Below are 21,910 nucleotides of genomic sequence, written 5' to 3'. Positions count from 1 at the left end.
TTCGAAGATTTCTTCAACAACTTCAACCACTTGCGCTTGCGATCTCTCGTAAGCGGGAGGCGAATTCTACAGCGTTACACACTGCTGTCAACACCTCTTTTTCAACTTCCTTTTGGCTTCGATGAACTGAAGCAACTTGCTGCCGAAAACTGCATAACTCATTGTTTACCAAGGAGTTTTCCGTTTCGACTGCGCCGGAAGTGGGGCGAATTATAGGCTTCCAGAATCTGCCGTCAACACAATTATTCGGTTTTTCTATCAAATACCTCAAAAACCCGATGCTCCCACTATATAGATAGCTACAAGGCAGCATTTGAGCAATATATTGCTCATTCGTCGACAGTTAAGCATCATAGCGCCTCGTATTTATCGATCATGACTTCGGAAGAACTACCGCAATGACCACCCCACCTCGCAGCCTGGCATCCGCATTGTTTCCGATCGGCCTGCTATTGATCGCCATGGCGTCCATCCAATCCGGTGCGTCATTGGCCAAAAGCATGTTTCCTATTGTTGGCGCACAAGGCACCACTGCTCTGCGTTTGATTTTCGCCAGTGTGATCATGCTGGTGCTATTACGCCCATGGCGCGCCACGCTGACAGCCAAGTCCTTGCGCACGGTGATCATTTACGGGATGGCGCTGGGCGGCATGAACTTCCTCTTCTATATGTCCCTTCGCACCGTACCGCTGGGGATTGCCGTAGCACTCGAATTCACAGGCCCGCTTGCCGTCGCTATCTATGCCTCGCGCCGAGCTGTCGACTTCCTGTGGATTGCCATGGCTATCATCGGCCTGCTGCTGTTGATTCCGACGGGCGAGGCCAGTAGCGGTATCGACTGGGTCGGCGCGGCGTACGCACTGGGCGCAGGCGGATGCTGGGCCTTGTATATTTTGTTCGGCCAAAAGGCTGGGAACGACAATGGTGTTCAGACCGCCGCACTCGGCGTAATGATTGCCGCCCTGTTCGTCGCACCGATCGGCATCGTGCATGCGGGCGCCGCGCTGCTGACGCCCGCCCTGATCCCTATCGCCATTGGCGTCGCGATTCTGTCCACCGCCTTGCCCTACACCTTGGAGATGGTCGCACTGACTCGCCTCCCCGCTCGCACCTTCGGCACGCTCATGAGCATCGAACCGGCGTTCGGCGCCCTCTCCGGCCTGCTCTTTCTGCATGAGCACTTATCCCTGGCCCAATGGCTGGCCATCACCTGCATTATCCTGGCTTCCGTAGGCGCCACGTTGACGATGCGCAACGAATCCAAACCACTGGTGCCTGCCGACTGATCATCTTTAAAGCCAGCTCTGGTATTTGCCGCTCATTTAGGCCATGTTTAGACCGTAACCGAATGTCATTCATGGAGAATTTCGACACGGACAGCATGAACGCTTCGCTCGAGAGCGAGTAAAGCGGCTCTGTTCTTCTGCAGGGCGGCTATTAAGGATGGGAATGAAACGAATTTTGATACTGTTGCTGGTTGTGGGCATCGCTGGCTGTGCTGCAACCACAAAAACAGAAGTGAAACGGGGTAAAAAAGGGCTGCATATCAACTGTTCGGGCCTGTCCTCCTCCTGGGACCAGTGCTACACCAGTGCAGCCAATTCATGCGGTGCCAAGGGCTACCGGGTGATAGCCAAATCCGGCGACAACTCCGAGGAGCCTGGGGACTATCCTTTCGGCCTCAACCCTGCCGGCTATACCAGCCGCAGTATGATCGTCATCTGCAAATAGCTGCCCGAGCAGTCTTTCCTGACTGCTCATCTTAAATTCCGGCCAATTGCGGCACGAAGGCTAAACTCCTGCTCGACCATCGAGCCAACGGAGTTCCCATGCCGCACAACAAGAAAATCGTATTAGTAGTGGGTGCCGGTGACGCGACCGGCGGCGCCATAGCCAAACGTTTTGCCCGCGAAGGCTACATCGCCTGCGTCACCCGTCGCAGCGCTGACAAACTGCAGCCCCTGGTGGACAGCATTCAATTGGCAGGCGGTGAAGCCCATGGTTTTGCCTGTGATGCCCGCAAAGAAGAAGACGTGATCGCGCTAGTCGAGCAAATCGAAACCGAGCTGGGGCCTATTGAAGCGTTCGTCTTCAACATCGGCGCCAATGTGCCGTGCAGCATTCTGGAAGAAACCGCACGCAAGTACTTCAAGATCTGGGAGATGGCGTGCTTCTCCGGTTTCCTGAACGCACGGGAAGTCGCCAAGCGCATGGTCACGCGTAACCGCGGCACTATCCTGTTCACCGGCGCCACCGCCGGCTTGCGCGGAAGCGCGGGGTTTGCCGCCTTCGCTGGCGCCAAGCATGGGATACGCGCCCTGGCACAAAGCATGGCGCGGGAGTTAGGCCCGATGAACATCCATGTCGCCCATGTGGTGGTCGACGGTGCAATCGATACCGACTTCATTCGCGAGAACTTCCCGCAAAAATACGCCCTCAAGGATCAGGACGCCCTCCTCAACCCGGACCATATTGCCGACAACTACTGGTTCCTCCATCGCCAGCCACGGGACGCCTGGACGTTCGAACTGGACCTGCGTCCCTGGAACGAAACCTGGTGACTCCCTCTATAACAATAAGTAGTGAGTACAGACCATGAGTAAAACCCTGGAGTTCTTCTTTGATCTCGGCAGCCCCGCCACTTACCTGGCCTATACCCAGTTGCCGGCGCTGTGCGCCAAAACGGGCGCACAGGTGGTGTATCAACCGATGCTGTTGGGCGGTGTATTCAAGGCCACGGGCAATGCCTCGCCGATCATGGTACCCGCCAAGGGTCGCTACATGCTCGATGACCTGACGCGTTACGCCAAACGCTACAACGTGCCGCTCAGGTTCAACCCACACTTTCCCATCAATACCTTGGTGCTGATGCGCGCCGTCACCGGCATTCAAATCCACCAGCCTGAGCGCTTCCTCGACTTCATCGACTGCCTGTTCCGCGCACTCTGGGTGGAGGGCCGTCACCTGGGCGACCCAGAGGTCGTGGCCAATGTGCTCACCGAACAGGGGTTCGATCCCGAGCAGGTACTGGCCCTGTCCAATGATGCAGCCGTCAAGGACGCTCTCAAGGACAAAACCGAACAAGCCATTAAGCGCGGCGTGTTCGGCGCTCCCAGTTTCTTTGTAGGAAACCAGCTGTTCTTCGGCCAGGACCGTCTGGACTTTGTACGTGAAGCCCTCAGCTAGATGTTGACTGCAGCCGAAATGCCTTGGCCGCAACCGATCAAATCGCCGCAGTGCGCACCTGCAACCATTCAAGCGCTGCCCCCTTGAGCAGCGGGCTCAAACGCTCACGCACCTGGGCGTGATACGCGTTGAACCATTCGCGCTCATCCGCCGTCAGCAACGACGGCTCCAGGCAGCGGCTATCAATCGGGCACAGGGTCAGGGTTTCGAACTTGAGAAATTCGCCAAACTCGGTCTTGCCCGCTTCACGGTTCAACACCAGGTTCTCAATGCGCACGCCCCAACGGCCAGGGCGATAAGTACCCGGCTCAATTGAAGTGATCATCCCTGGCTGCATCGCCGTTTGTGGCGCCGCAGCAGCCTGATAAGCAATGACCTGCGGACCTTCATGCACGTTGAGGAAATAACCTACGCCATGGCCTGTGCCGTGACCGTAGTCGACGCCTTCTGCCCAGATCGGCGCACGGGCAATGGCATCCAGCAACGGTGAAAGAATGCCCTTGGGGAACTGCGCACGGGACAGAGCAATCACGCCCTTGAGCACTCGCGTGCAATCGCGTTTCTGCTCCTCACTCGGTGTACCGACAGGCACCATCCGCGTGATGTCCGTGGTTCCGCCCAGGTACTGGCCGCCGGAGTCGATCAACAGCAAGCCATCACCTTCGATCAGCGCATGCTCTTCTTCGGTGGCGTGGTAATGCGGCATCGCGCCATTGGCGTTGAAAGCGGCAATGGTGTTGAAACTCAGCGATACATAGCCGGGGCGGCGGGTACGCGCAGCGGTCAGGTGCTCGTCAATCGTCAGTTCGGTAATGCGCTCGCGACCCAGGGCGCTGTCGAGCCAGGCAAAGAATTCGCACAGCGCCGCACCATCCTGCTCCATGGCTTGGCGGATATGTTCCGCATCCGCCAGGCTCTTGCGGGATTTAGCCAGTGTGGTGGGGTTGAGGCCTTCAACCAGCTTGACGCCCGCGTCGAGGTTTTCCAGCAAGCCGGCGGTGACGCGGGCGGGGTCTACTTGCAAGCTTGCGCCCGCCGGTACCGCTCGCAGCGCTTGCGCCACCTCGCTGTAATCACGCAGGGTCACGCCATCCTGCTCAAGCACCACCCGCAGCTGCGCATCGACCTTGCCCAACGCCACAAACAAAGTGGCCTGTTGCTGATTGATCAAGGCAAAGGACACAAACACCGGATTGAACGAAACATCAGCGCCGCGCAGGTTGAATAGCCAGGCGATGTCATCCAGCGTCGCGATGAAATGCCAATCGGCGCCCTTGTCTTTCAAACTGGCACGCAAAGCTGCCAGTTTCTCGCCACGACTGACGGTGGCTTGGGGCGGCAGGTGCTGATAAATCGGCTGGTTCGGCAACGCCGGGCGGTCTTGCCAGACTTCATCGAGCACATCGATATCGGTACGCAGACGCGCGCCACGCTCGGCTAATTTGCCACCCAGGGTACGTGCCGAGGCCACGGCCATGACCGCACCGTCCACCGCCACCACGCCACCCTCAGGGGTTTGCTCGGCCAGCCACTCCAACGGTCCAGGCTGACCCGGTTGCAGCTTCACCAACTCGATACCGCTGCCCTTGAGCTCCTTGGTCGCTTGTTCCCAATAACGGCTATCCGCCCAGATCCCGGCAAACTCCGCCGTGACGATCAGGGTGCCCACCGAACCATGAAACCCGGACAACCACTGGCGCCCTTGCCAGTAACCCGGCAAATACTCGGACAAGTGCGGGTCCGCCGACGGCACCAGCAGGGCGTGAATGCCTTCGCGGCGCATCAGTTCACGGGTATGCGCCAAGCGCTGGGGAACCGTTCCATGGGTCAAAGGCTGCGTACTCATTGTGTCTCCTGCTAACCACTAATAATTGTTATGTATTGCGAATGAAGTATCAGACAGCCCAGAACGCTGGTGCGCTGGCCTGTACCGTCTTGATCAATTGCACAGCGTCGTCGATATCCCGCTCGGTGGTGAACCGGCCCAGGCTCAAGCGAATAGTGCGACCAGCGCTGCGGGCATCATGCCCCAGGGCCACCAGGACGTGGGACGGTGCATTGCTAGCCGAATTGCACGCTGAAGTCGCCGAAAAGGCAATGCCCGCACTCAAGGCGGCCGCATTGAATTCGCCTTCGCTGAACGTCAGGCTGAGGGTGTGGGGAATACGCTGGGTTGGGCTGCCATTGAGGCGTACTCCGGGAATCGACGCCAACTGCTCCAACAAACGTTCACGCAAGGCCACGATCTGCGCCTTTTCCTCGGCAAAGTACGCCGCCGCCAGAGCGAACGCAGTGCCCATGCCCGCAATCTGATGCGTCGCCAGGGTGCCCGAACGCAAGCCACCTTCGTGGCCGCCGCCATGAATCTGCGCCAACACTTTCTGTTGCGCACGAGGCCCAACGTACAGCGCGCCAATGCCTTTTGGGCCGTAGAGCTTGTGGGCGGAAAAAGACATCAAATCCACCGACCACTGCGCCAGGTCAATGGCAACCTTGCCCGCCCCCTGTGCCGCGTCCACGTGAAACAGCGCGCCCTGCTCACGCACCCGCGCGCCGATAGCCGGAATGTCGTTAAGGGTGCCCAGTTCATTATTGACCAGCATCAAAGACACCAGGAAGGTGTCCTCACGCAATGCCTCACTGACAGCCTGAACGCTGATCAAGCCATCGGCATCGGGCACCAGATAGGTCACAGCCACGCCGGCTTCCTGCAACTGCCGCGCGGTGTCGAGTGTGGCTTTGTGCTCGATCTGGCTGGTGATGATATGCCCACCCGCCAGCCCTCGCGCCTGGGCCACCCCTTTGATCGCAAGGTTGTTGGACTCGGTGGCACCGGAAGTCCAGACAATTTGCTCAGGCTGGGCGCCGACCAATTCGGCTACCTGCCGTCGCGCCTGCTCAACCGTTTGCCGGGCCGCCTGGCCGAATGCATGGGAACTGGACGCAGGGTTGCCAAAATTGGCATTGAAACCCAGGCACTCGACCATCACCTGGATAACTCGCTCATCCACTGGCGTGGTGGCGGCATAGTCGAAATACAACGGACGTTTATTCATGGCGTAAAACTCGCAGAGCGTGTTCCCGAGAGCGGCGTCCCGGGGGCATCGAACAGAACAGAGGTCTTCAGGTTTAACTGATCGAGTGCCATTGAAGAAGAACCACGTGATGTAAATGTGCGTAGGAACGCTCCTGATTTTCAGCTTAACAGGCTCAAAGGCGATTGGGTGCAAATGCAAAAAGCCGAAAAATCCGCCATATGGACTTTTCGGCTTTTAGTGCAGCGCGAGGCGACTCAAACGTTAGTAAACAACCCGCTCACCGGATCGATGTTTCCGTTGTAGGGCACAACGGTTCCGGCTGCCCGGGCGATGGTGGCCCAGATTCGCTGCATATCGACCATTTTATTGCCAATGACCGGGTTGCCTTCTTGTTGACGATCACCCTGGGCCGTGATGTTGAAATAGCGTCCTACGCCATTGCCGCTCTTCAACAACCCGCTGGCCCCGCCCATCAGTACCAGCGGCATATCCTTCGTATGCTCCGGGGCACCATCGGCCATCTCGCTGGTGAATACCACAAGCGTGTGTTCAAGCAGGCTGTCACCCGGCACATCGGGATCGGCATGCTTCGCCAACTCGTCCATGAACAACTTGGCTCGCTGGGTATACCACTGCCGGGATCGTTTCCATACGTCCAGCCCAGCATAACGATGGGCGCAGTCATGGGGGTTGGTCACATTACTGACGTCCAGGATATTGAGCGACTCCGCCGAGCGCCCGACTTGAATCGTCGCTACACGCGTGATGCCACACCCCAGCGCTGTGGCAACCACCTGATGGTGGTGATGCTGTACCTGGTTACGAAATTCCGCAGATTTGAACGGCAACGTTTCCATCTGCAAAGGCGAACATTCGCCAATGGGTGGCAGAGTTTCTTCCATGTCTTTCATGACCTGCTCAACCGAATCAAGCTGCATATCGAGCTTCTGCTTTTGCGCCCCCGCAAGCCTGCCTCGCAGCTCGTTGATATCCGCCAGCACCGGATCAAATACATGCATGTTTCGCACCTGCTGCTCGCGCACCTCACGACTGACCGCGCCAAAGATTTTCTCGTACATCAACACCGGGTCCTGCTCAGGCCTGCGCATTGCGCCGCCATTTTCCGGCCCTTCCCAGGATACCTGCCAGGCGGTCCCGTCAATGCCTGAATGCGGTCCGGCAAAAAGACTCCGCTGGGACGGATCGGTCCCCGGCATATGGCGGCCAAGCAACACATCAATCGACGCCATCTTCTTCTCACGGTCGCGCAACGCCCACGTCCAGCCGTTATGGCCTTCATTGCCAGGGCCCAGAATCGTGCCACGCAGGTACAAGGACTGGTCTTTATAGGCCGCAAGCTCCTGGCTGACCTCGTTGAGCTGGAAGTCGGAAGTGTCCAAAGCTTCGGCAGCGGGATGCCAGAGGCCTCGACCATCACTGGAATAGGCGGTTGCAGAGTCGACTGCCAGGCCATCAGGTACCACAAAGAAAACCACTTTTAACTTGGCCTGCTGGTTTTGCCCGGCCAAGGCCATACGCGCCAGGCCACACTGGGTGAGCGGGCCGAACACACCTACCGCAGCCAGGCCGGCCAGAAAGCGACGACGACTTTTCAAGATATCCATGATCAATCCCTCTGCGTCTTGAATTGGAACGCGTTGGAGGTACCCAGCGTGCGCAGCATCCCTGGTAATGAGCCATTGCCCTTCAGCCCGTCGACCAATGCCTTGACCGTTGCGGAAGTGGACTCGTCGGATTTGTTGCCCGAAGCGAAACGGAAATAGCTATCCGCCATGCAGAACAGAGACGCCGAGTTGTGCGCGATCAGCTTGGAAATACCTCGCACATCGTCGATAGGCACCGCGCCATCAACCCCAATGAACGGACCGGACGCTTTGATCGGCAACTGCACAGGGAACTGCGCGTAGTTATAGGCAGGCTCCTGCTGGCGATAGCGCCCGGCAGCGTCGTAATGCTCCATCGATGCGCCGGTGTCGTTCATGTACTGATGACACTGCCAGCAACGCCCTCCCGAAGCCTGCTCACCATTAATCAGGTCCCAGCGTTCACGGGTACTGATCGCACGCGCAGGGTAGGCCGGCTCTGTGGGCTCGGCTTCGACCGGCGCCCCAAACTCCCGGCAGAAAAGCTGCTCGCGAATGGCAATGCCGCGCTTGACCAGTGAGGTGACCTGATAGTCAGAGGTAGAGGCCTGAAAAAGCCCCAAGTGCAACAAGCCACCCCGTTTCTCATCCACGGCGACTTTGTGCAGCGTGTCACCGGTTACGCCGCCGATACCGTAGTGTTCGGCCAGAGCCTTGTTGAGGAACGTCACACCGGGGTTGAACAGCTCGTCCAACGTCCCCTTGCCGTCGAGCATCACGTGACGTGTCAACAGGGCCTGCTCCTGGGTCATCAACTGGATCATCTGTGCGCTCAGGCCGGGCTTCTCCTGCACCCCGCGCTGAGTCTTGATGTAGTAACTGATGAACCGATTGAACTGCTCAAGCCCGCGCTCACTGCGCATCATCCGGTCTATTTCTGCGCTGATTTGCTGCACTGTCCGCAACTCGTTGCGCTCTGCCTTGGCCAGCAGTTGCGCGTCCGGAGTGGTGCCTTGATAGGTGTAGGACAATGCAGTTGCGGTCTCATAAGGGGTGAGCTTGTAGACCTCGGCCTGCCGCGCGACAGCCTGGCCCAACTCCGAGCGATACAGGAAGTTGGGCGACAGCAGCAGCGCAGCGATCAGCGCCCGCTCTCCGTGCTCATCCAACACCGCCTGATAACGCGACAACTCAGACGGGCTCAAAGGACGGCGGAACACTTGATAACCCAGGGCACTGACCTCAAGGGTACCGGCAGTGGATTTGAAGCGTTTTACACGTTGAGGTGCCACTTGCTCGGCGATCGACACCGCCATGCCATACAGCTGCTTGATGTCTTCAGCCTGCAGCAGCCCTTTGCTGGCTTCACCTGGGAACTTGAAGTCTTTCTCGGATTTATCTGCCGGCAGCTTCTGGGTATTGACCTCCACGCCGAGTATGTCCTTGACACTGGCCGCGTATTCATCGCGCGTCAGCAAGCGCAACTGGCGCTGACCGTGAGCCTCGTTCGGGCTCAGGTAGGGCGCCCACACCACCTCAAACAAATGCTTGCTGATTTCGGTCGCACAGGTGGTGTCGCAATGCCCGGCCACCGGCATGCTCTGGATTTGCCGCACCAACGCATCCTGGCCAGCACTGCTCCATGCCACCGCCATGCGGAGGTTGTTGAAAAACTCCACCGCGTGGCATTTGGTGCAGGATTCGGCAAGCACTGTTTCGCCCAATTTCGGTTCATGACGGTAACTGATAGGTAACAGTTGCTCGTCCTGGCTGTCCTCGTTGATACGCAGCGCTACCTGTTCCGGCTGTGGCAGCTCCTGTGGGTAAAAGGGATAGATGACCTCGTAATCCCCATAGTCCAGAAGCTCGGTGACACTTTCGCCCCAAGGCACCTGCACCACTTTGGGCTCGGTGCTCGTAGAGCCCTTGAGCTTGAGGGTGAAATGCCAACTGGAATCCGTTACTGACGCAGGCTTGGGCGGCGCCAACACCGTGATGTTGATATCCAGCTTGATCGGCCGCTCACGGTACTGCATGTTCAACACGTGCTTGTTGTCGTCGGCAGACAAGGTAAGTGAAGTATTACGCGTCTGTGGAATCCAGTTTTTCACATCATTGAGCCGAACCTGGTAAGTCCCGTAGGGCAAACCCTTGAGCACCAATGCGGCATAACTGTCAGCAGGGTTGAAGGATGCATGGAACTGGCGGGTATTACCGCCCGGCGCAATCAGCGTGCCACTGATCATCTCATTCTCCAGCTCAGGTGCCGGTGCGAGCGCCGGCCGCAGGGTCAACTCTGTGTTCGGCAACCCTGCTGGGTCATAACTGACGCGATAAATCACCCCGGCGACGTCATCGGAGATCAGCAGGCTGTTGTCCGGTAGCGCCAGGAAGTCAGCCGGCCGACCAATGCAGGAGTCGTCCAGGCAATACACATCGAAACGCAGGGGGTCTTGGATAAACCCATTGATCAACGGGATCTGATTGACCACTCGCGTTCCGTCCTGGATCGATACGAGTCGCACATCCATACCCGGCCGCTCGGCCGTGCCCGCCCCATGCACGGCAACCAACATGTTCTGCGAACGTGTGCGAGCCGGGTAACCACTCCAGAACTTCAGCCCCAGAGGTGCGGTGTTGGTACCCAGCTCGAAGGCGGCAGGCACGTAGTCTTTCGGGTCGATCTGCTGCCGGGACTTATCGGAAACAATCGCTCCCTGAACCAAGGGCGGCTGGATCACCGCCGGGTTGCCAAACTCCTCATCGGTGAAACCCGGCGTGCCTTTGCCAAACAGATAGGGCACACCGAAGTGCTGGTTTGGGCCGCTGATGCGGTTGATTTCGTCGGGGTTGGGGTAGCCCTGGCGGTTGTTGTCGGTGAACCAGATTTCACCGGTCTGCGGGTTCCAGTCGAACCCCACAGAGTTGCGCACCCCTTTTGCAAGAATCTGCGCTTTACCGGTCACGGTGTCATAACGCAGTAACGTGCCGTAACGCGGGTCAGGCGGGATCATGCACAAGTTGCAAGGAATGCCGACGGCGGTGTACAGGCCAGTGTCGGCGGGGTCCAGCGGGTTGAAATGCAAAGGGTGCTTCATATGCCAGAAGCGAGTGCTGGAGCCAGACGTCACGGAAGGCAGAGGAAATGGCGCATCGTCGGCGGGGAATTTGAACACCCGCTCAGGCGAAGGATCCTTGTAATGCGCATCGGCATCGCGCAAACGATAGAGGCCGCCAGTGGTCGAGTAGTACAAATCACCGTCGCGATACACCACACCGTGCGGCTCCTCCAACCCGCTGGCAATCACGTAGATGCCGGTGGGTTTGCCGGCATTGTCCAGGGGCAAGGCATAGATCATATCGGCGATTTTCCCGTCATAGACGTAGGATGGAATCGCACTGGAGCCCACATAGAGCACGTCCTTGCCCATCGCCATCTGCCGAGGCTGTATCAGCCCCTGGGCAAACAATTCAATCTTGACCCCTGGCAGGCCGCTGAGCCTGCCCACCTGCACCGGTGGCCGATACTTCAGGGTGACCGCCTGTTCCTCACCCTCCTCTCGCTGGAAGGAAACGATACGTGGTGTGTTCAAGGGCACAAACCCACCAGCGGGGTTCATCACCAGTTGGTAGTCGCAGGCCTTCAGGTTATCGAGGTGAATGGTTTCGCCGGACTTGGCACTGATCGGGATCTCCTCGGCTTTGCAGCGCAATACGCCAGTGACTACCTGATCGGCCCGCGCCACGCCCGGGGTTGGCTGGCTGATCGGCCCCCGGCCGCTTAACGTGCTGAAGTTCAGGGTCAGACGGTTACCCTGGAAGCCACCGCATTCCCCCAGATCCTTCCAGGCATCGCCCCAAATCTCGACACCATGAGAGGATGGCTGCCCGGGGTTGTAATCGGACTGGTTGCACCATTGCCAACTGCCCGGCCCGTGCGGCGACTTGTCAGTGTCTTTCCAACATTCAAACTCGTGGGTTTTGTCCTGCTGGTTTTTGTTCTGCACCTGGTCGCCTTGTCCGTAGACGGTCCCAGCTTGGTAGGCAGGTGCCGTACAGGCCGCCGCCGAAACCTGCACACTCAGCAACGCGAAGAACACGCCAGGCAAACCCCAACCACAGCGCGAAACAAGCAAGCCCCACCCGATCGACATCCTCATGATCACCAGCCTCAATGGCAGGCCAGGCGTATTTCTATCGAAGAAAGACTGCGCAGTTTTACGATCCCGTCAGAAAGCACCCGGCACGGAGTCACGCGCCGCGAACGGCTGACGCAACCCGAAGTACATTCAATTTGGAATGTCTTGCAATGCTATTCCACAGCGAAACTACGACATGGCACGAAGCCAAAGAGACAGGAAAAATCAGACACTCGACTCAACCATCCGCCTGCATCATGCAGCCGTGATGCGTTGCTAAGGCTAAGTTCTAGCCGACAGATATCAGCTCGTCAAACCGGAAGACGTACCTGTCGTCACCCGGCTCTCAACTCGCACGGCCGCTGCGCTGTGCAGCGCGCTGTGCGTTCATTTCAGCCTGCTGATCAAAGCCAAAGGTTTTCTGTGGCTGGCCAGTCAGGGCAGCACGATGCTGTTGGTATTCATCAAATGACAACCCGCGACGACTCAACGCTTCCAACGCCAACTGTTTGGTTTCTTCTGCCGTGTAAGGGCGCATCTCAGGCGATGGGTGAGTCGCGCACCCGGCGAGAACAGAGATGACAGACAATAACGAAATAGCGAGTAGACGGTTCATGGCGGCGGTCCTGCTGGGGAGGTTTCGAGTCAATGAACACAGGCTACTCCCGCCCCCCCTGCCATGAAAAATCAACGCCCGTGATAGTCGCTATCAACCGTTACAGCAGGTTCGATAGCGCGACTCAGATATTCATTTTTGTTCTATAAATATTTGAATACATTCATTTATTGAATAAAACCAACCCTTTATAAGTGGCGTCACGTAGCCCGACTGTTCGCCACGCAACGGTCGCCATGGCGACAGCCCTTCAACGAGGTGCCCATGCAGTTGTTGACCCTACCGCCCTCCCCCGCACTCGCGACCTCGATCCGCGCCACCGCTCAGGTCTTTGAAGACCCTAAATCCCAGGCCTTGCTCAACCACATCCAGCAAGTAGCGCCCAGCGACGCAAGCGTGTTGATCATCGGCGAAACCGGTACCGGCAAAGAGCTGGTGGCGCGCCATATCCACAACCTCAGCGCGCGGCGCAACCGGCCGTTCGTGGCGGTGAACTGCGGGGCATTCTCCGAATCCCTGGTGGAAGCCGAGCTGTTCGGCCATGACAAAGGTGCCTTTACCGGTGCCCTGAGCGCCAAGGCCGGCTGGTTCGAAGAGGCTGACGGCGGTACCTTGTTCCTCGATGAGATCGGCGATCTGCCAATAGCGATCCAGGTCAAACTGTTGCGGGTGTTGCAGGAGCGTGAAGTCGTACGCCTGGGCTCGCGCAAAAGCATTGCGATTGATGTGCGCGTGCTCGCCGCGACCAACGTACAACTGGAAAAGGCCATCAACGCCGGGCATTTCCGCGAAGACCTCTACTACCGTCTCGGCGTGGTCAGCCTGGAACTCAGCCCACTGCGCGAGCGCCCTGGCGATATCCTGCCACTGACCTGGCACTTTATCGAAGTCTACAGTCGGCGCCTGGGCTACGGCCCGATCACCATCAGCCGTGAGGCCGAGCACAAGCTCAAGAGCTACAGCTGGCCAGGCAACATCCGCGAATTGGAAAACGTCATCCATCACACCCTACTGATCTGTCACAAGGGCGTGATAGGGCGCGACGATTTGCGCCTGTCGAACATGCGTATCGAGCGCCAGGACGACAACCCGCACCACATTGATAACAGCGCCGAAGCCTTGCTGGCGCGGGCGTTTCAAACGCTGTTCGAGGAACATACCGGCGCCCTGCATGAAAAGGTCGAAGACGCACTCTTACGTGCGGCCTACCGCTTCAGCCATTACAACCAGGTGCATACCGCCAACCTGCTGGGCCTGAGCCGCAACGTCACGCGCTCGCGCTTGATCAAGCTCGGCGAGCTGGCGGTGAACAAACGTCGACCTGGCGAAAACGTGCAGGGCGGGCGGATGCTGCATTTATCCATTTAGGCGACAGTGCAGCGCGTTGTCATGGCTGCGCTCAAAGCTTTGCAGCACCTGGAACGAACCGAAGGTCACCGCCGTTGCCTGGTGGGCGCGAATCAGCGTCCAGAAATCTTCGCCGCGCTGCTCGAAGAACTTGAACGCCGCCTCGCCATCTGCGCGCGACTGCCATTGCAAGTAATTGAGCACCCGCCGGCCGTCCTCGCTGACCTGCACGCTGGCACTCAGAAAACCATCGTGGCCCTCGGCCAGTCGTTCGCTTTGAGTGGACAAGGCCGCCACCAGGGCATCTTGCTGCTGGGGGTTGATCTGAAACTCGATCAATTGAGTGAAGCCGCGACACTTCTCCGATACCTGCATGAACACTCCCCTCTCTTTGTAGGCAGAATCTTGCGATTCGATGCCACGCAGGGTAAAACCTCTAGTTAAGTCGAGGTCAAGCACTGTTTGGGAGATGTTCATGCTCAATAAGGAACTCAGCGTCGGGCAACTCGCTGCTCGCAGCGGCGTAGCGGTTACTGCCCTGCACTTCTACGAGGCAAAAGGGCTGATCAAGAGCAATCGCAATGCAGGTAACCAGCGGCGTTATCCACGGGATGTATTGCGGCGCGTAGTGGTGATCAAGATCGCCCAGCGCCTGGGCATTCCGCTGGCTACCATTGGTGAGGCATTACGCACCTTGCCCGATGAGCGCGCACCCAATGTTCACGACTGGGAGCGCCTATCGGCGTTGTGGCGTGAAGATCTGGATGAGCGCATCAACAAACTGGTGCTGCTGCGCGACAAGCTCAATGGCTGCATCGGTTGCGGGTGCTTATCGATGGAGGCGTGCCCGTTGCGCAATCAGGACGATAAGCTCGCTGAGTATGGGCCGGGCGCCCAACTGCTGGAGCCCACCACACCGCCTTGATAAAAGCACCTCGTCGGTTGCCCGCAGGCCACGCATTACGTGGCCTATAGTGAAATGTTCATACCTCGACTCAGGGAGAATGTCATGAACGTTAAAGCTATTCCCGACGGTTATCACAGCCTCACACCTTATATGGGCATCGACAAAGCGGGCGAGGCCATCGAGTTCTACAAAAAAGCCTTGGGCGCCACGCAAGTCATGCGCCTGGACATGCCCGACGGCAGGGTGGGTCATGCCGAACTGCGGATTGGTGATTCGTCGCTGATGCTCGGTACGCCCTGCGATCAAATGGCCCTGCGCAATCCGGATGAGCACACCAGCATTGGTCTGCATCTGTATGTGGAAGATGTGGATGCACAATTTCAACGAGCGGTTGATGCCGGCGCCACCGTGGTGTCCGAGCCGAAGGATCAGTTTTATGGCGACCGCTCTGCGAGCGTGAAAGATCCGTTCGGTCATCTCTGGTTCCTGGCCACACACAAGGAAGACCTCACCGAGGAGCAGATCCGCCAGCGCGCCATGGAGTTGTTCAAGCAAGGCTGATAGTTGCAGCGCAATGCACCTCCCATGTAGGAGCTGGTTTGCCTGCAATGAGACGACTCGGTGCATCCGTTGGATCGAGTCGATGTCATCGCAGGCAAGCCAGCTCCCACAGGGTTACGCCATAACCCTGAATGCAATCCTGAAACATTTTCTTTCATATACGCCTTAGGGATTTCTCATTCTCATCCGTCTTAACTTAGATACAGCCTGTCGCGTCAGCAAAAGCTACGACTGGCCTTTTCCGGGCCTCCATCGCCCCCTCCGATCAAGACCCTCATTCATATGTCGAAGAAGTCACGCTCCAAACTCTGGTTTCTCGTTCATAGCTGGCTGGCGTTGCCCATCTGGTTCTTTGTGCTGATCGTCTGCGTCACCGGCACCCTGGCCGTGGTGAGCCAGGAAATCGTGTGGCTGGCCAACCCGGATATCCGCGCCAGCAAGCCGTCGGATGAAGCCCAGCCGTTGAGCTTTGACCAGGTGATCGCGGCCATCAAGCGCGATGAACCCAAGGCTATCGTCCAGTCCATTATCCGCCCGGATGAGTCGCACTTCGCGCTAAGCGTCGGCCTCAGCTACCCGGATGGGCGCTCCGTGGAGGTGTATGCCAACCCCTACACCGGCGCGATCCAGGGCATCAGCCCCTCGTTCAACTTCCAGCAATTCACCCGCGCCCTGCATGGCTGGTGGCTGGTACCGTTCACCAATGGGTACAGTTGGGGCTGGTACCTGGTGTCCGCGCTGGGCTTGCCGCTGCTCGCCTCGTTGGTCACCGGCCTGGTGGTGTACAAGCGCTTCTGGAAAGGCTTCCTTCGTCCTACCCTGCGCATCCGCCATGGCGCGCGAATCTTCTGGGGCGACTTTCACCGCCTGAGCGGCATCTGGTCGATCTGGTTTATCGCGGTCATTTCAATCACTGGCACCTGGTTCCTGATCGAGGCTGTCCTGGGCGACAACCAGATATCCATTTCCAGTGAACCCATCGTGCCAGTGATCGCACGGGATAAGGTGCCGCTGTCGGCGCCGGGCGTGCCGGCACCGATGATCCCTATCGACAAGGCGATCGACATCGCCGCCGAGCGAATCCCCGGCCTGGACGCCAGCTTTGTGTTCATGCCAAGCAACGCCTACAGCCACCTGCAGATCGGCGGGCGTGGCTGGTACCCGTTGATGTTCCAGACCGCACAGCTGAACCCCTATGACGGTGAAATCGCGGTCTCCAACCTGTTGTCCGACCGTACCCCGCTGGAATTCGTCACCGAGTCGATGCGCCCACTGCACACCGGGGACTTTGGCGGTTTGTGGATCAAGCTGATCTGGGCATTCTTCGGCCTGGTGCTGAGCATGATGGTATTGAGCGGCTTGCTGATCTGGACCAAGCGCACCGCCCTGGCCACCCTCAACGCCCTCAAGCGCGAGGCCAAGACGCAACGTCAGCACGTGCCCATCCCGGCCATGCACGCCGACACCTCGGAGGCTCAGCGATGAGCAAGGTCGCAACCGTACCCCCGTCCCCGCTGCGCGCCTTTTGGCTGAAATGGCGTTTCCATATCAACATCCTGCTGTTGCTGGTGCCGCTGGGGTTCATGCCCAAATACTTTGCCGACGCCGCGTTGTTTCGCGGGGATACCGGCATCGGCGAGCGCGTGGCCGGGCAAGTGCAAGTCGGCCCCTGGAGCCTGACGCTGGCTGAGTTTCGCAACGAAGGCCCGAGCCCGAACCCGGCTGGCCCGATGAAGTTCTTCAACGCTGCCCTGTGCGATACCTGTGCCGAGCAGGTCAAGGCCACTTACCTGCGTATCGGCAAACCCCGCAGCCTGCGCGCCGCCGGAGTGATCTTCTTCGGCACGCCGTACCGTATGGGCGCCGCCCTGCCGATCCCCGAACGCACCCCGGCGGACGCCGAAATATGGGTGACCATGGAAGGGTGGGACGGCAGCATGCACCAGGGTTCCATCCCGCTGAGCCAGGCCTCGCCTGCCACCATTGCCTGGCTGAACAAGCAAGGAGTCAAACCATGACGTTCAAGCGCCTCACCCGCGCCGCGCTATTGCTGTGCGCCGGCCTGAGCACCACCGCCTTCGCCCACAACCCGATGTGCGAATGCAAGGAAATCCCCGGTGAGCAGATCCAGTGCAAAGGCGGCTTCTCCGACGGCAGTGGCGCCCCCGGCGTAACCCTGGATGTGATCGGCTACGACGAAACCATCCTGGTGCCGGGCAAGCTCGGCGAGGATTCGACCCTGACCTTCAAGAAGCCCGCCGCCGAGTTCTACGTGCTCTTCGATGCCGGCCCCGGCCACGTGGTGGAAATCGACCAAGCGGATATCCCGCCGCAATGAGTACCACACAGGTTGTACGCCCCGCCGGCGCGGGCCACGAAACCCTTTATGTGTTGCTGTTGTGTCTGATCATCCTCGCGGTGGCGGGCACGGTCGTGGCGCTGCATGGGGAAACCCAGGAAGTCGCGGCGGTGCCAAGCCATCAGCTGGACGCCCGCCGCGACCTGAGCGCCGCCGAGCAAGGCATCTACGCCGACCTGCGGGTGACCCTGGATGAAATCCACCTGTTGCAGCAGGAACACAGCGCCCTGCCGACGCCTGAGCAACTGGCCGAAGAAGGCTTCGCCCCCTTTGCCCAGGACGCTAGCTCAGTAAGCCGAGGCGGCCACCGCTGGCAGTTGCTGGCACCGGCTGCCTACCTGGGCTTGAGCCAGGCGCCGGCCACCAGCGGTTCGCTGCTGATGCGCGTGCAAGGCAGTGAGCCGGATATCTGGCTCAACCGCAGCGCCAACCTTGCCGCTCCATCCGACCTCACTGACCAGGCGCTGATCGCGGCCGGCTGGCAGCAGGTGGTCGCGCAATTCGATGCCGGCGTTACCCGCCAGCACCGTCACTGAACGAGAAGACCGATTGCCCATGTCTATGTCATCGCCCCTGTTGCGCCTGTTGCTGGTTGGCCTGTTCAGCCTGATGCTCGCCCCCCTTGCCAATGCCGAGGCGGCCAAGCGCCTGCGTATCGGCATTACCTTGCACCCCTATTACAGCTACGTGGCCAATATCGTGGGCGACAAGGCCGAAGTGGTGCCGCTGATTCCCGCCGGTTTCAACCCCCATGCCTACGAGCCGCGCGCCGAAGACATCAAGCGCATCGGCACCCTGGATGTGATCGTGCTCAACGGCGTCGGCCATGACGACTTCGCCGACCGCATGATCGCCACCAGCGAGCGCCCGGACATCCCGGTGATCGAAGCCAACGCCAACGTGCCGCTGCTCGCCGCTACAGGTAACGCGGCACGCGGTGCGGGCAAGGTGGTCAACCCGCACACCTTCCTGTCGATCAGCGCGTCGATTGCCCAGGTCAATAACATTGCCCGTGAGTTGGGCAAGCTCGACCCGGACAACGCCAAAACCTACACCCAGAACGCCCGCGCCTACGGCAAGCGCCTGCGCCAGATGCGCGCCGACGCCCTGGCCAAGCTGACCAGCGCGCCCAACCCCGACCTGCGTGTCGCCACCGTACACGCGGCCTACGACTACCTGTTGCGCGAGTTTGGCCTGGAGGTCACCGCCGTGGTCGAGCCGGCCCACGGTATCGAGCCAAGCCCCAGCCAACTGAAAAAGACCATCGATGAACTGCGTGCTCTGGATGTGAAAGTGATCTTCTCGGAGATGGATTTCCCGTCCACCTACGTCGATACCATCCAGCGTGAATCCGGGGTCAAGCTGTACCCGCTGTCACATATTTCCTACGGCGAATACAGCGCCGAGAAATACGAAGTGGAGATGACCGGCAACCTCAACACCGTAGTACGGGCGATTCAGGAGTCGGGAGCATGACCGCCGCACAGCAACTGAACCCCGTCAGCGTCGGCCCCACCCTGAACTTCGACCAGGTCTCGCTGACCCTGGGGCGCACCGTGATCCTTGATGGCGTGAGTTTCCAGGTACAACCGGGCAGCATCCACGCGCTGGTCGGCCCCAACGGCGGCGGCAAAAGCTCGCTGATCAAGACCCTGTTGGGGCAGACGCCGCACCAGGGGCGTTTGAGCCTGGAATGGCCAACCACACCCGGCACCATCGGTTACGTGCCCCAGGCGCTGGAATTTGACCGGGGCTTGCCGATGACTGTGGACGATTTCATGGCTGCCATGTGCCAGCGTCGCCCGGCGTTTCTGGGCCTGTCCAGGCATTACGCAGCAGCGATTGGCGATGCCCTTGAACGCGTCGGCATGCAAGACAAGCGCAAGCGCCGCATGGGCGCGTTGTCCGGCGGTGAGCGCCAGCGCGTACTGCTGGCCCAGGGGCTGATTCCGGCGCCGCAGTTGCTGGTGCTGGATGAACCGATGTCGGCCCTCGACGAGGCGGGTATCCAGGTGTTCGAGCGGCTATTGAACGACTGGCGCCTGGCTGGGATTACGGTGCTGTGGATCGAGCACGACCTGGAGGCCGTTGGCCGCCTGGGCGACCGCGTCACCGGTCTGAACCGCCGCGTGCTGTTCGACGCCACACCGAAAGAGGCGCTGACCCCGGACCGCCTGCTCACTTTGTTCTCCACCCACCCTCGGAGCCCGGCGCCATGAGTTATGAAGCCTTTCGCTTGATGGTCCAGGGCTGGGCCTCTTCCGGTTACCTGCCCGAAGCCCTGGCCTACGGGTTTGTGGTCAACGCCCTGCTCGCCGGCTTGTTGATCGGCCCGGTGCTGGGCGGCCTGGGCACGCTGGTGGTGGTCAAGCGCTTTGCGTTTTTCTCCGAAGCGGTCGGCCATGCCGCGCTGACCGGCGTGGCCGTGGGCATCCTGCTGGGAGAACCCTATACCGGGCCTTATGGCAGCCTGTTTGGCTACTGCCTGCTGTTCGGCATCCTGCTCAATTACCTGCGTAACCGCACCGGCCTGGCGCCCGATACCTTGATCGGCGTATTCCTGTCCGTGTCCCTGGCACTGGGGGCAAGCCTGCTGCTGATCCTGGCCGGCAAGATCAACGTGCACATTCTCGAGAACGTGCTGTTTGGCTCGGTGCTGACGGTCAACGGCAACGATCTGCTGGTACTGGCCATTGTCGGCTCGCTGGTGATGGCCCTGGCATTGCCGTTGTACAACCGCATCATGCTGGCCAGTTTCAACCCGCAATTGGCGGCAGTGCGCGGGGTGGCGGTGAAAAGCCTGGACTACCTGTTCGTGATCCTGGTGACCCTGATCACCGTTGCCGCGGTCAAGGTCATAGGCGCAATCCTGGTCGGCGCCTTGCTGGTGATTCCTGCCGCTGCGGCGCGCCTGTTGAGCCAGTCACTCAAAGGGTTTTTCTGGATCTCGGTGTTGATCGCTACCGTCAGCACCCTGTGCGGCATCCTGCTGCCGATCATCTTCGACCTGCCCATCCCATCCGGCGCCGCCATCATTCTGGTTGCCGGTATCGCCTTCGCCTTCGCCGCCATCGCCCGTGGCGTTGTGCCCAGCCTCAAAGGGAATCTTGGATAATGCGCCCTGTCTTTCGCCCATTGGTCCTGGCCATCGCTTGCTTGATGAGTACGTCGGCGCTGGCCGTCGACGGTTTCGACGCCAAGGACTTCAAAGTCAACCAGGGCCTCGGTCACGCAGCCCTGACCAAGACCAAGCAGCCGGTCAAGGTGCTGGCCTCGCTGCCGATTACCTACGGCTTGGCCGAGGCGCTGCTCAAAGGCACCAACGTAGCGCTTGAACGCGCCGCGCCGGCCAATCTGCCGGGTTCGCGGCAGGTGTCCTACTTCACCGGCCGCGGTGCTGCGGCACTGAATAAGCTGGCGCTGGACGCCGACGCGGCTATCGGCCTGCGCTCGCTGTGGGCCGATGACCCGCTGTACCCCGTGGCGCGGCGCAGCAATATCCGCATCGTCGAAGTCGATGCCGCACGCCCGGTGGACGGCGGCTTGCCGGGTATCGCAGTACAACCGGGTGTCACCGATGGCTTGAACAGCCAACCCTGGCAATCGAGCAACAATATGGGGCGCATGGCCGACGTGATGGCCGCCGACCTGAGCCGCCTGGCGCCGGCTGCCAAACCCAGGATCGACGCTAACCTGGCCGCGCTCAAACAGCGTTTACTCAAGCTCACCGCCGACAGCGAGGCGCGCTTGGCCAAGGCCGACAACCTGAGTGTGCTCAGCTTGAGCGATCACTTCGCGTACCTGGTCAGCAGCCTGAACCTGGAAGTGCTCGGCACCGATGCACGGCCCGATGCCGAGTGGACGCCCGAGGCGCTGCAAAAACTCAGCAGCACGTTGAAGGACAACGATGTGGCCGTGGTGCTGCATCACCGTCAACCCAGCGATGCAGTCAAAACCGCCATCACTGCCGGCGGCTCCAGACTGTTGGTATTGAATGTGGACGGCGCCGACCCGGTGACGGAGTTGGAAACCAATGTGGACCAAGTGATCAAGGCACTCACACCCTAGGCAAGCCACCGATCCGTCAGAGATAAACTCGGTTCATTGTGGGAGCTGGCTTGCCTGCGATGCGGACGCCTCGGTTTATCAGGCG

At 59.6% G+C, this 21,910-nt stretch carries 22 protein-coding genes; 16 read left to right on the top strand and 6 right to left on the bottom strand.

The features are described from left to right. The 5 genes from ACTJLA_RS25885 to ACTJLA_RS25865 form a co-directional block, all read left to right on the top strand. Window positions 1–216: hypothetical protein (locus ACTJLA_RS25885; RefSeq protein ID WP_440842407.1), on the top strand; the 216-nt coding region annotated here is incomplete at its 5' end. A 182-nt stretch (window positions 217–398) separates the two neighbouring features. Continuing rightward, window positions 399–1,286 carry a threonine/homoserine exporter RhtA gene (gene rhtA, locus ACTJLA_RS25880; RefSeq protein ID WP_054897888.1) on the top strand — a complete coding sequence of 296 codons (888 nt, stop codon included), beginning with the start codon at window positions 399–401 and terminating at the stop codon, window positions 1,284–1,286. Window positions 1,287–1,449: 163 nt separating this feature from the next. After that, on the top strand, window positions 1,450–1,731 hold the full coding sequence (locus ACTJLA_RS25875) for a hypothetical protein (protein WP_003190182.1): 282 nt from the start codon (window positions 1,450–1,452) through the stop codon (window positions 1,729–1,731). 98 nt (window positions 1,732–1,829) lie between these two features. Next, window positions 1,830–2,561, top strand: a complete 732-nt coding sequence (locus ACTJLA_RS25870; protein ID WP_014717823.1) for an SDR family oxidoreductase — start codon at window positions 1,830–1,832, stop codon at window positions 2,559–2,561. A gap of 34 nt (window positions 2,562–2,595) precedes the next feature. Next, window positions 2,596–3,186 (top strand): 2-hydroxychromene-2-carboxylate isomerase, encoded by a 591-nt coding sequence (locus tag ACTJLA_RS25865; protein ID WP_034127257.1) that lies wholly within the window; start codon window positions 2,596–2,598, stop codon window positions 3,184–3,186. 37 nt (window positions 3,187–3,223) lie between these two features. Here the strand turns inward: ACTJLA_RS25865 and ACTJLA_RS25860 are convergent, their stop codons facing one another. The 5 genes from ACTJLA_RS25860 to ACTJLA_RS25840 all read right to left on the bottom strand — a co-directional run bounded on the left by ACTJLA_RS25860 (window position 3,224) and on the right by ACTJLA_RS25840 (window position 12,583). Further along, window positions 3,224–5,032 (bottom strand): aminopeptidase P family protein, encoded by a 1,809-nt coding sequence (locus ACTJLA_RS25860; protein WP_314551209.1) that lies wholly within the window; start codon window positions 5,030–5,032, stop codon window positions 3,224–3,226. 49 nt (window positions 5,033–5,081) lie between these two features. Continuing rightward, window positions 5,082–6,242 (bottom strand): cysteine desulfurase family protein, encoded by a 1,161-nt coding sequence (locus tag ACTJLA_RS25855; RefSeq protein ID WP_072448078.1) that lies wholly within the window; start codon window positions 6,240–6,242, stop codon window positions 5,082–5,084. A gap of 236 nt (window positions 6,243–6,478) precedes the next feature. After that, a complete protein-coding gene (locus ACTJLA_RS25850) occupies window positions 6,479–7,849 on the bottom strand; it encodes a DUF1552 domain-containing protein (protein WP_072448080.1) in 1,371 nt (456 codons plus the stop codon). Between the two features lie 2 nt (window positions 7,850–7,851). Further along, entirely contained in the window at window positions 7,852–11,982 is a 4,131-nt protein-coding gene (locus ACTJLA_RS25845) for a DUF1592 domain-containing protein (protein ID WP_314551217.1), read from the bottom strand. Between the two features lie 331 nt (window positions 11,983–12,313). Beyond that, window positions 12,314–12,583, bottom strand: a complete 270-nt coding sequence (locus ACTJLA_RS25840) for a hypothetical protein (protein ID WP_314551219.1) — start codon at window positions 12,581–12,583, stop codon at window positions 12,314–12,316. 264 nt (window positions 12,584–12,847) lie between these two features. Between ACTJLA_RS25840 and ACTJLA_RS25835 the strand changes: the two genes are divergently transcribed. After that, the gene (locus ACTJLA_RS25835; protein WP_314551222.1) at window positions 12,848–13,951 is read left to right on the top strand and encodes a sigma-54 dependent transcriptional regulator; all 1,104 of its coding nucleotides are present in this window, start codon (window positions 12,848–12,850) and stop codon (window positions 13,949–13,951) included. Here the strand turns inward: ACTJLA_RS25835 and ACTJLA_RS25830 are convergent. Then, window positions 13,940–14,305, bottom strand: coding sequence for an antibiotic biosynthesis monooxygenase (locus ACTJLA_RS25830; RefSeq protein ID WP_034127271.1), 366 nt, complete (start codon window positions 14,303–14,305; stop codon window positions 13,940–13,942). The genes ACTJLA_RS25835 and ACTJLA_RS25830 overlap by 12 nt on opposite strands. Window positions 14,306–14,405: 100 nt before the next feature. Here ACTJLA_RS25830 and soxR point away from each other — a divergent pair, with 100 nt between their 5' ends. From soxR to ACTJLA_RS25780, 10 genes are all read left to right on the top strand, one after another. Then, window positions 14,406–14,855, top strand: a complete 450-nt coding sequence (gene soxR, locus ACTJLA_RS25825; protein ID WP_034127251.1) for a redox-sensitive transcriptional activator SoxR — start codon at window positions 14,406–14,408, stop codon at window positions 14,853–14,855. 84 nt (window positions 14,856–14,939) lie between these two features. Next, window positions 14,940–15,398 (top strand): VOC family protein, encoded by a 459-nt coding sequence (locus ACTJLA_RS25820; RefSeq protein WP_034127250.1) that lies wholly within the window; start codon window positions 14,940–14,942, stop codon window positions 15,396–15,398. A 282-nt stretch (window positions 15,399–15,680) separates the two neighbouring features. Continuing rightward, window positions 15,681–16,883: a PepSY-associated TM helix domain-containing protein gene (locus ACTJLA_RS25815; RefSeq protein WP_034127249.1), complete on the top strand. Its 1,203-nt coding sequence runs from the start codon at window positions 15,681–15,683 to the stop codon at window positions 16,881–16,883. Beyond that, entirely contained in the window at window positions 16,880–17,416 is a 537-nt protein-coding gene (locus ACTJLA_RS25810; protein ID WP_019817260.1) for a hypothetical protein, read from the top strand. The genes ACTJLA_RS25815 and ACTJLA_RS25810 overlap by 4 nt, the downstream gene beginning before the upstream one ends. Beyond that, window positions 17,413–17,736: a hypothetical protein gene (locus tag ACTJLA_RS25805; protein WP_440842402.1), complete on the top strand. Its 324-nt coding sequence runs from the start codon at window positions 17,413–17,415 to the stop codon at window positions 17,734–17,736. Before ACTJLA_RS25810 ends, ACTJLA_RS25805 begins: the two co-directional genes overlap by 4 nt. Further along, window positions 17,733–18,293, top strand: a complete 561-nt coding sequence (locus ACTJLA_RS25800; RefSeq protein ID WP_014717807.1) for a DUF6162 family protein — start codon at window positions 17,733–17,735, stop codon at window positions 18,291–18,293. Before ACTJLA_RS25805 ends, ACTJLA_RS25800 begins: the two co-directional genes overlap by 4 nt. A gap of 19 nt (window positions 18,294–18,312) precedes the next feature. Further along, window positions 18,313–19,233, top strand: a complete 921-nt coding sequence (locus tag ACTJLA_RS25795) for a metal ABC transporter substrate-binding protein (RefSeq protein ID WP_054897879.1) — start codon at window positions 18,313–18,315, stop codon at window positions 19,231–19,233. Beyond that, window positions 19,230–19,976, top strand: a complete 747-nt coding sequence (locus tag ACTJLA_RS25790; protein ID WP_186527851.1) for a metal ABC transporter ATP-binding protein — start codon at window positions 19,230–19,232, stop codon at window positions 19,974–19,976. Before ACTJLA_RS25795 ends, ACTJLA_RS25790 begins: the two co-directional genes overlap by 4 nt. Next, complete coding sequence (locus ACTJLA_RS25785) at window positions 19,973–20,872, top strand: metal ABC transporter permease (RefSeq protein ID WP_003190154.1); 900 nt, start codon at window positions 19,973–19,975, stop codon at window positions 20,870–20,872. Before ACTJLA_RS25790 ends, ACTJLA_RS25785 begins: the two co-directional genes overlap by 4 nt. Beyond that, a complete protein-coding gene (locus ACTJLA_RS25780; protein ID WP_072448088.1) occupies window positions 20,872–21,825 on the top strand; it encodes a metal ABC transporter substrate-binding protein in 954 nt (317 codons plus the stop codon). Before ACTJLA_RS25785 ends, ACTJLA_RS25780 begins: the two co-directional genes overlap by 1 nt. The last annotated feature ends 85 nt before the right edge of the window (window positions 21,826–21,910 follow it).

The organism is Pseudomonas sp. 22072 (assembly GCF_052046095.1).
Taxonomy (GTDB): domain Bacteria; phylum Pseudomonadota; class Gammaproteobacteria; order Pseudomonadales; family Pseudomonadaceae; genus Aquipseudomonas; species Aquipseudomonas paracarnis.
Note: the sequence above shows the minus strand (reverse complement) of the source record. Positions and strands in the feature narration are given on the sequence as shown.

What these genes read in the sequence shown, in the direction of transcription:
- ACTJLA_RS25780 (WP_072448088.1), top strand. Translation starts at nt 20,872, where the DNA reads ATGCGCCCTGTCTTTCGCCCATTGGTCCTGGCCATCGCTTGCTTGATG.
- ACTJLA_RS25860 (WP_314551209.1), bottom strand. Translation starts at nt 5,032, where the DNA reads ATGAGTACGCAGCCTTTGACCCATGGAACGGTTCCCCAGCGCTTGGCG.
- ACTJLA_RS25785 (WP_003190154.1), top strand. Translation starts at nt 19,973, where the DNA reads ATGAGTTATGAAGCCTTTCGCTTGATGGTCCAGGGCTGGGCCTCTTCC.
- ACTJLA_RS25810 (WP_019817260.1), top strand. Translation starts at nt 16,880, where the DNA reads ATGAGCAAGGTCGCAACCGTACCCCCGTCCCCGCTGCGCGCCTTTTGG.
- ACTJLA_RS25800 (WP_014717807.1), top strand. Translation starts at nt 17,733, where the DNA reads ATGAGTACCACACAGGTTGTACGCCCCGCCGGCGCGGGCCACGAAACC.
- ACTJLA_RS25790 (WP_186527851.1), top strand. Translation starts at nt 19,230, where the DNA reads ATGACCGCCGCACAGCAACTGAACCCCGTCAGCGTCGGCCCCACCCTG.
- ACTJLA_RS25870 (WP_014717823.1), top strand. Translation starts at nt 1,830, where the DNA reads ATGCCGCACAACAAGAAAATCGTATTAGTAGTGGGTGCCGGTGACGCG.
- ACTJLA_RS25835 (WP_314551222.1), top strand. Translation starts at nt 12,848, where the DNA reads ATGCAGTTGTTGACCCTACCGCCCTCCCCCGCACTCGCGACCTCGATC.
- ACTJLA_RS25820 (WP_034127250.1), top strand. Translation starts at nt 14,940, where the DNA reads ATGAACGTTAAAGCTATTCCCGACGGTTATCACAGCCTCACACCTTAT.
- ACTJLA_RS25840 (WP_314551219.1), bottom strand. Translation starts at nt 12,583, where the DNA reads ATGAACCGTCTACTCGCTATTTCGTTATTGTCTGTCATCTCTGTTCTC.
- ACTJLA_RS25865 (WP_034127257.1), top strand. Translation starts at nt 2,596, where the DNA reads ATGAGTAAAACCCTGGAGTTCTTCTTTGATCTCGGCAGCCCCGCCACT.
- ACTJLA_RS25875 (WP_003190182.1), top strand. Translation starts at nt 1,450, where the DNA reads ATGAAACGAATTTTGATACTGTTGCTGGTTGTGGGCATCGCTGGCTGT.
- ACTJLA_RS25845 (WP_314551217.1), bottom strand. Translation starts at nt 11,982, where the DNA reads ATGTCGATCGGGTGGGGCTTGCTTGTTTCGCGCTGTGGTTGGGGTTTG.
- ACTJLA_RS25795 (WP_054897879.1), top strand. Translation starts at nt 18,313, where the DNA reads ATGTCTATGTCATCGCCCCTGTTGCGCCTGTTGCTGGTTGGCCTGTTC.
- ACTJLA_RS25815 (WP_034127249.1), top strand. Translation starts at nt 15,681, where the DNA reads ATGTCGAAGAAGTCACGCTCCAAACTCTGGTTTCTCGTTCATAGCTGG.
- soxR (WP_034127251.1), top strand. Translation starts at nt 14,406, where the DNA reads ATGCTCAATAAGGAACTCAGCGTCGGGCAACTCGCTGCTCGCAGCGGC.
- ACTJLA_RS25855 (WP_072448078.1), bottom strand. Translation starts at nt 6,242, where the DNA reads ATGAATAAACGTCCGTTGTATTTCGACTATGCCGCCACCACGCCAGTG.
- ACTJLA_RS25850 (WP_072448080.1), bottom strand. Translation starts at nt 7,849, where the DNA reads ATGGATATCTTGAAAAGTCGTCGTCGCTTTCTGGCCGGCCTGGCTGCG.
- rhtA (WP_054897888.1), top strand. Translation starts at nt 399, where the DNA reads ATGACCACCCCACCTCGCAGCCTGGCATCCGCATTGTTTCCGATCGGC.
- ACTJLA_RS25830 (WP_034127271.1), bottom strand. Translation starts at nt 14,305, where the DNA reads ATGCAGGTATCGGAGAAGTGTCGCGGCTTCACTCAATTGATCGAGTTT.
- ACTJLA_RS25805 (WP_440842402.1), top strand. Translation starts at nt 17,413, where the DNA reads ATGACGTTCAAGCGCCTCACCCGCGCCGCGCTATTGCTGTGCGCCGGC.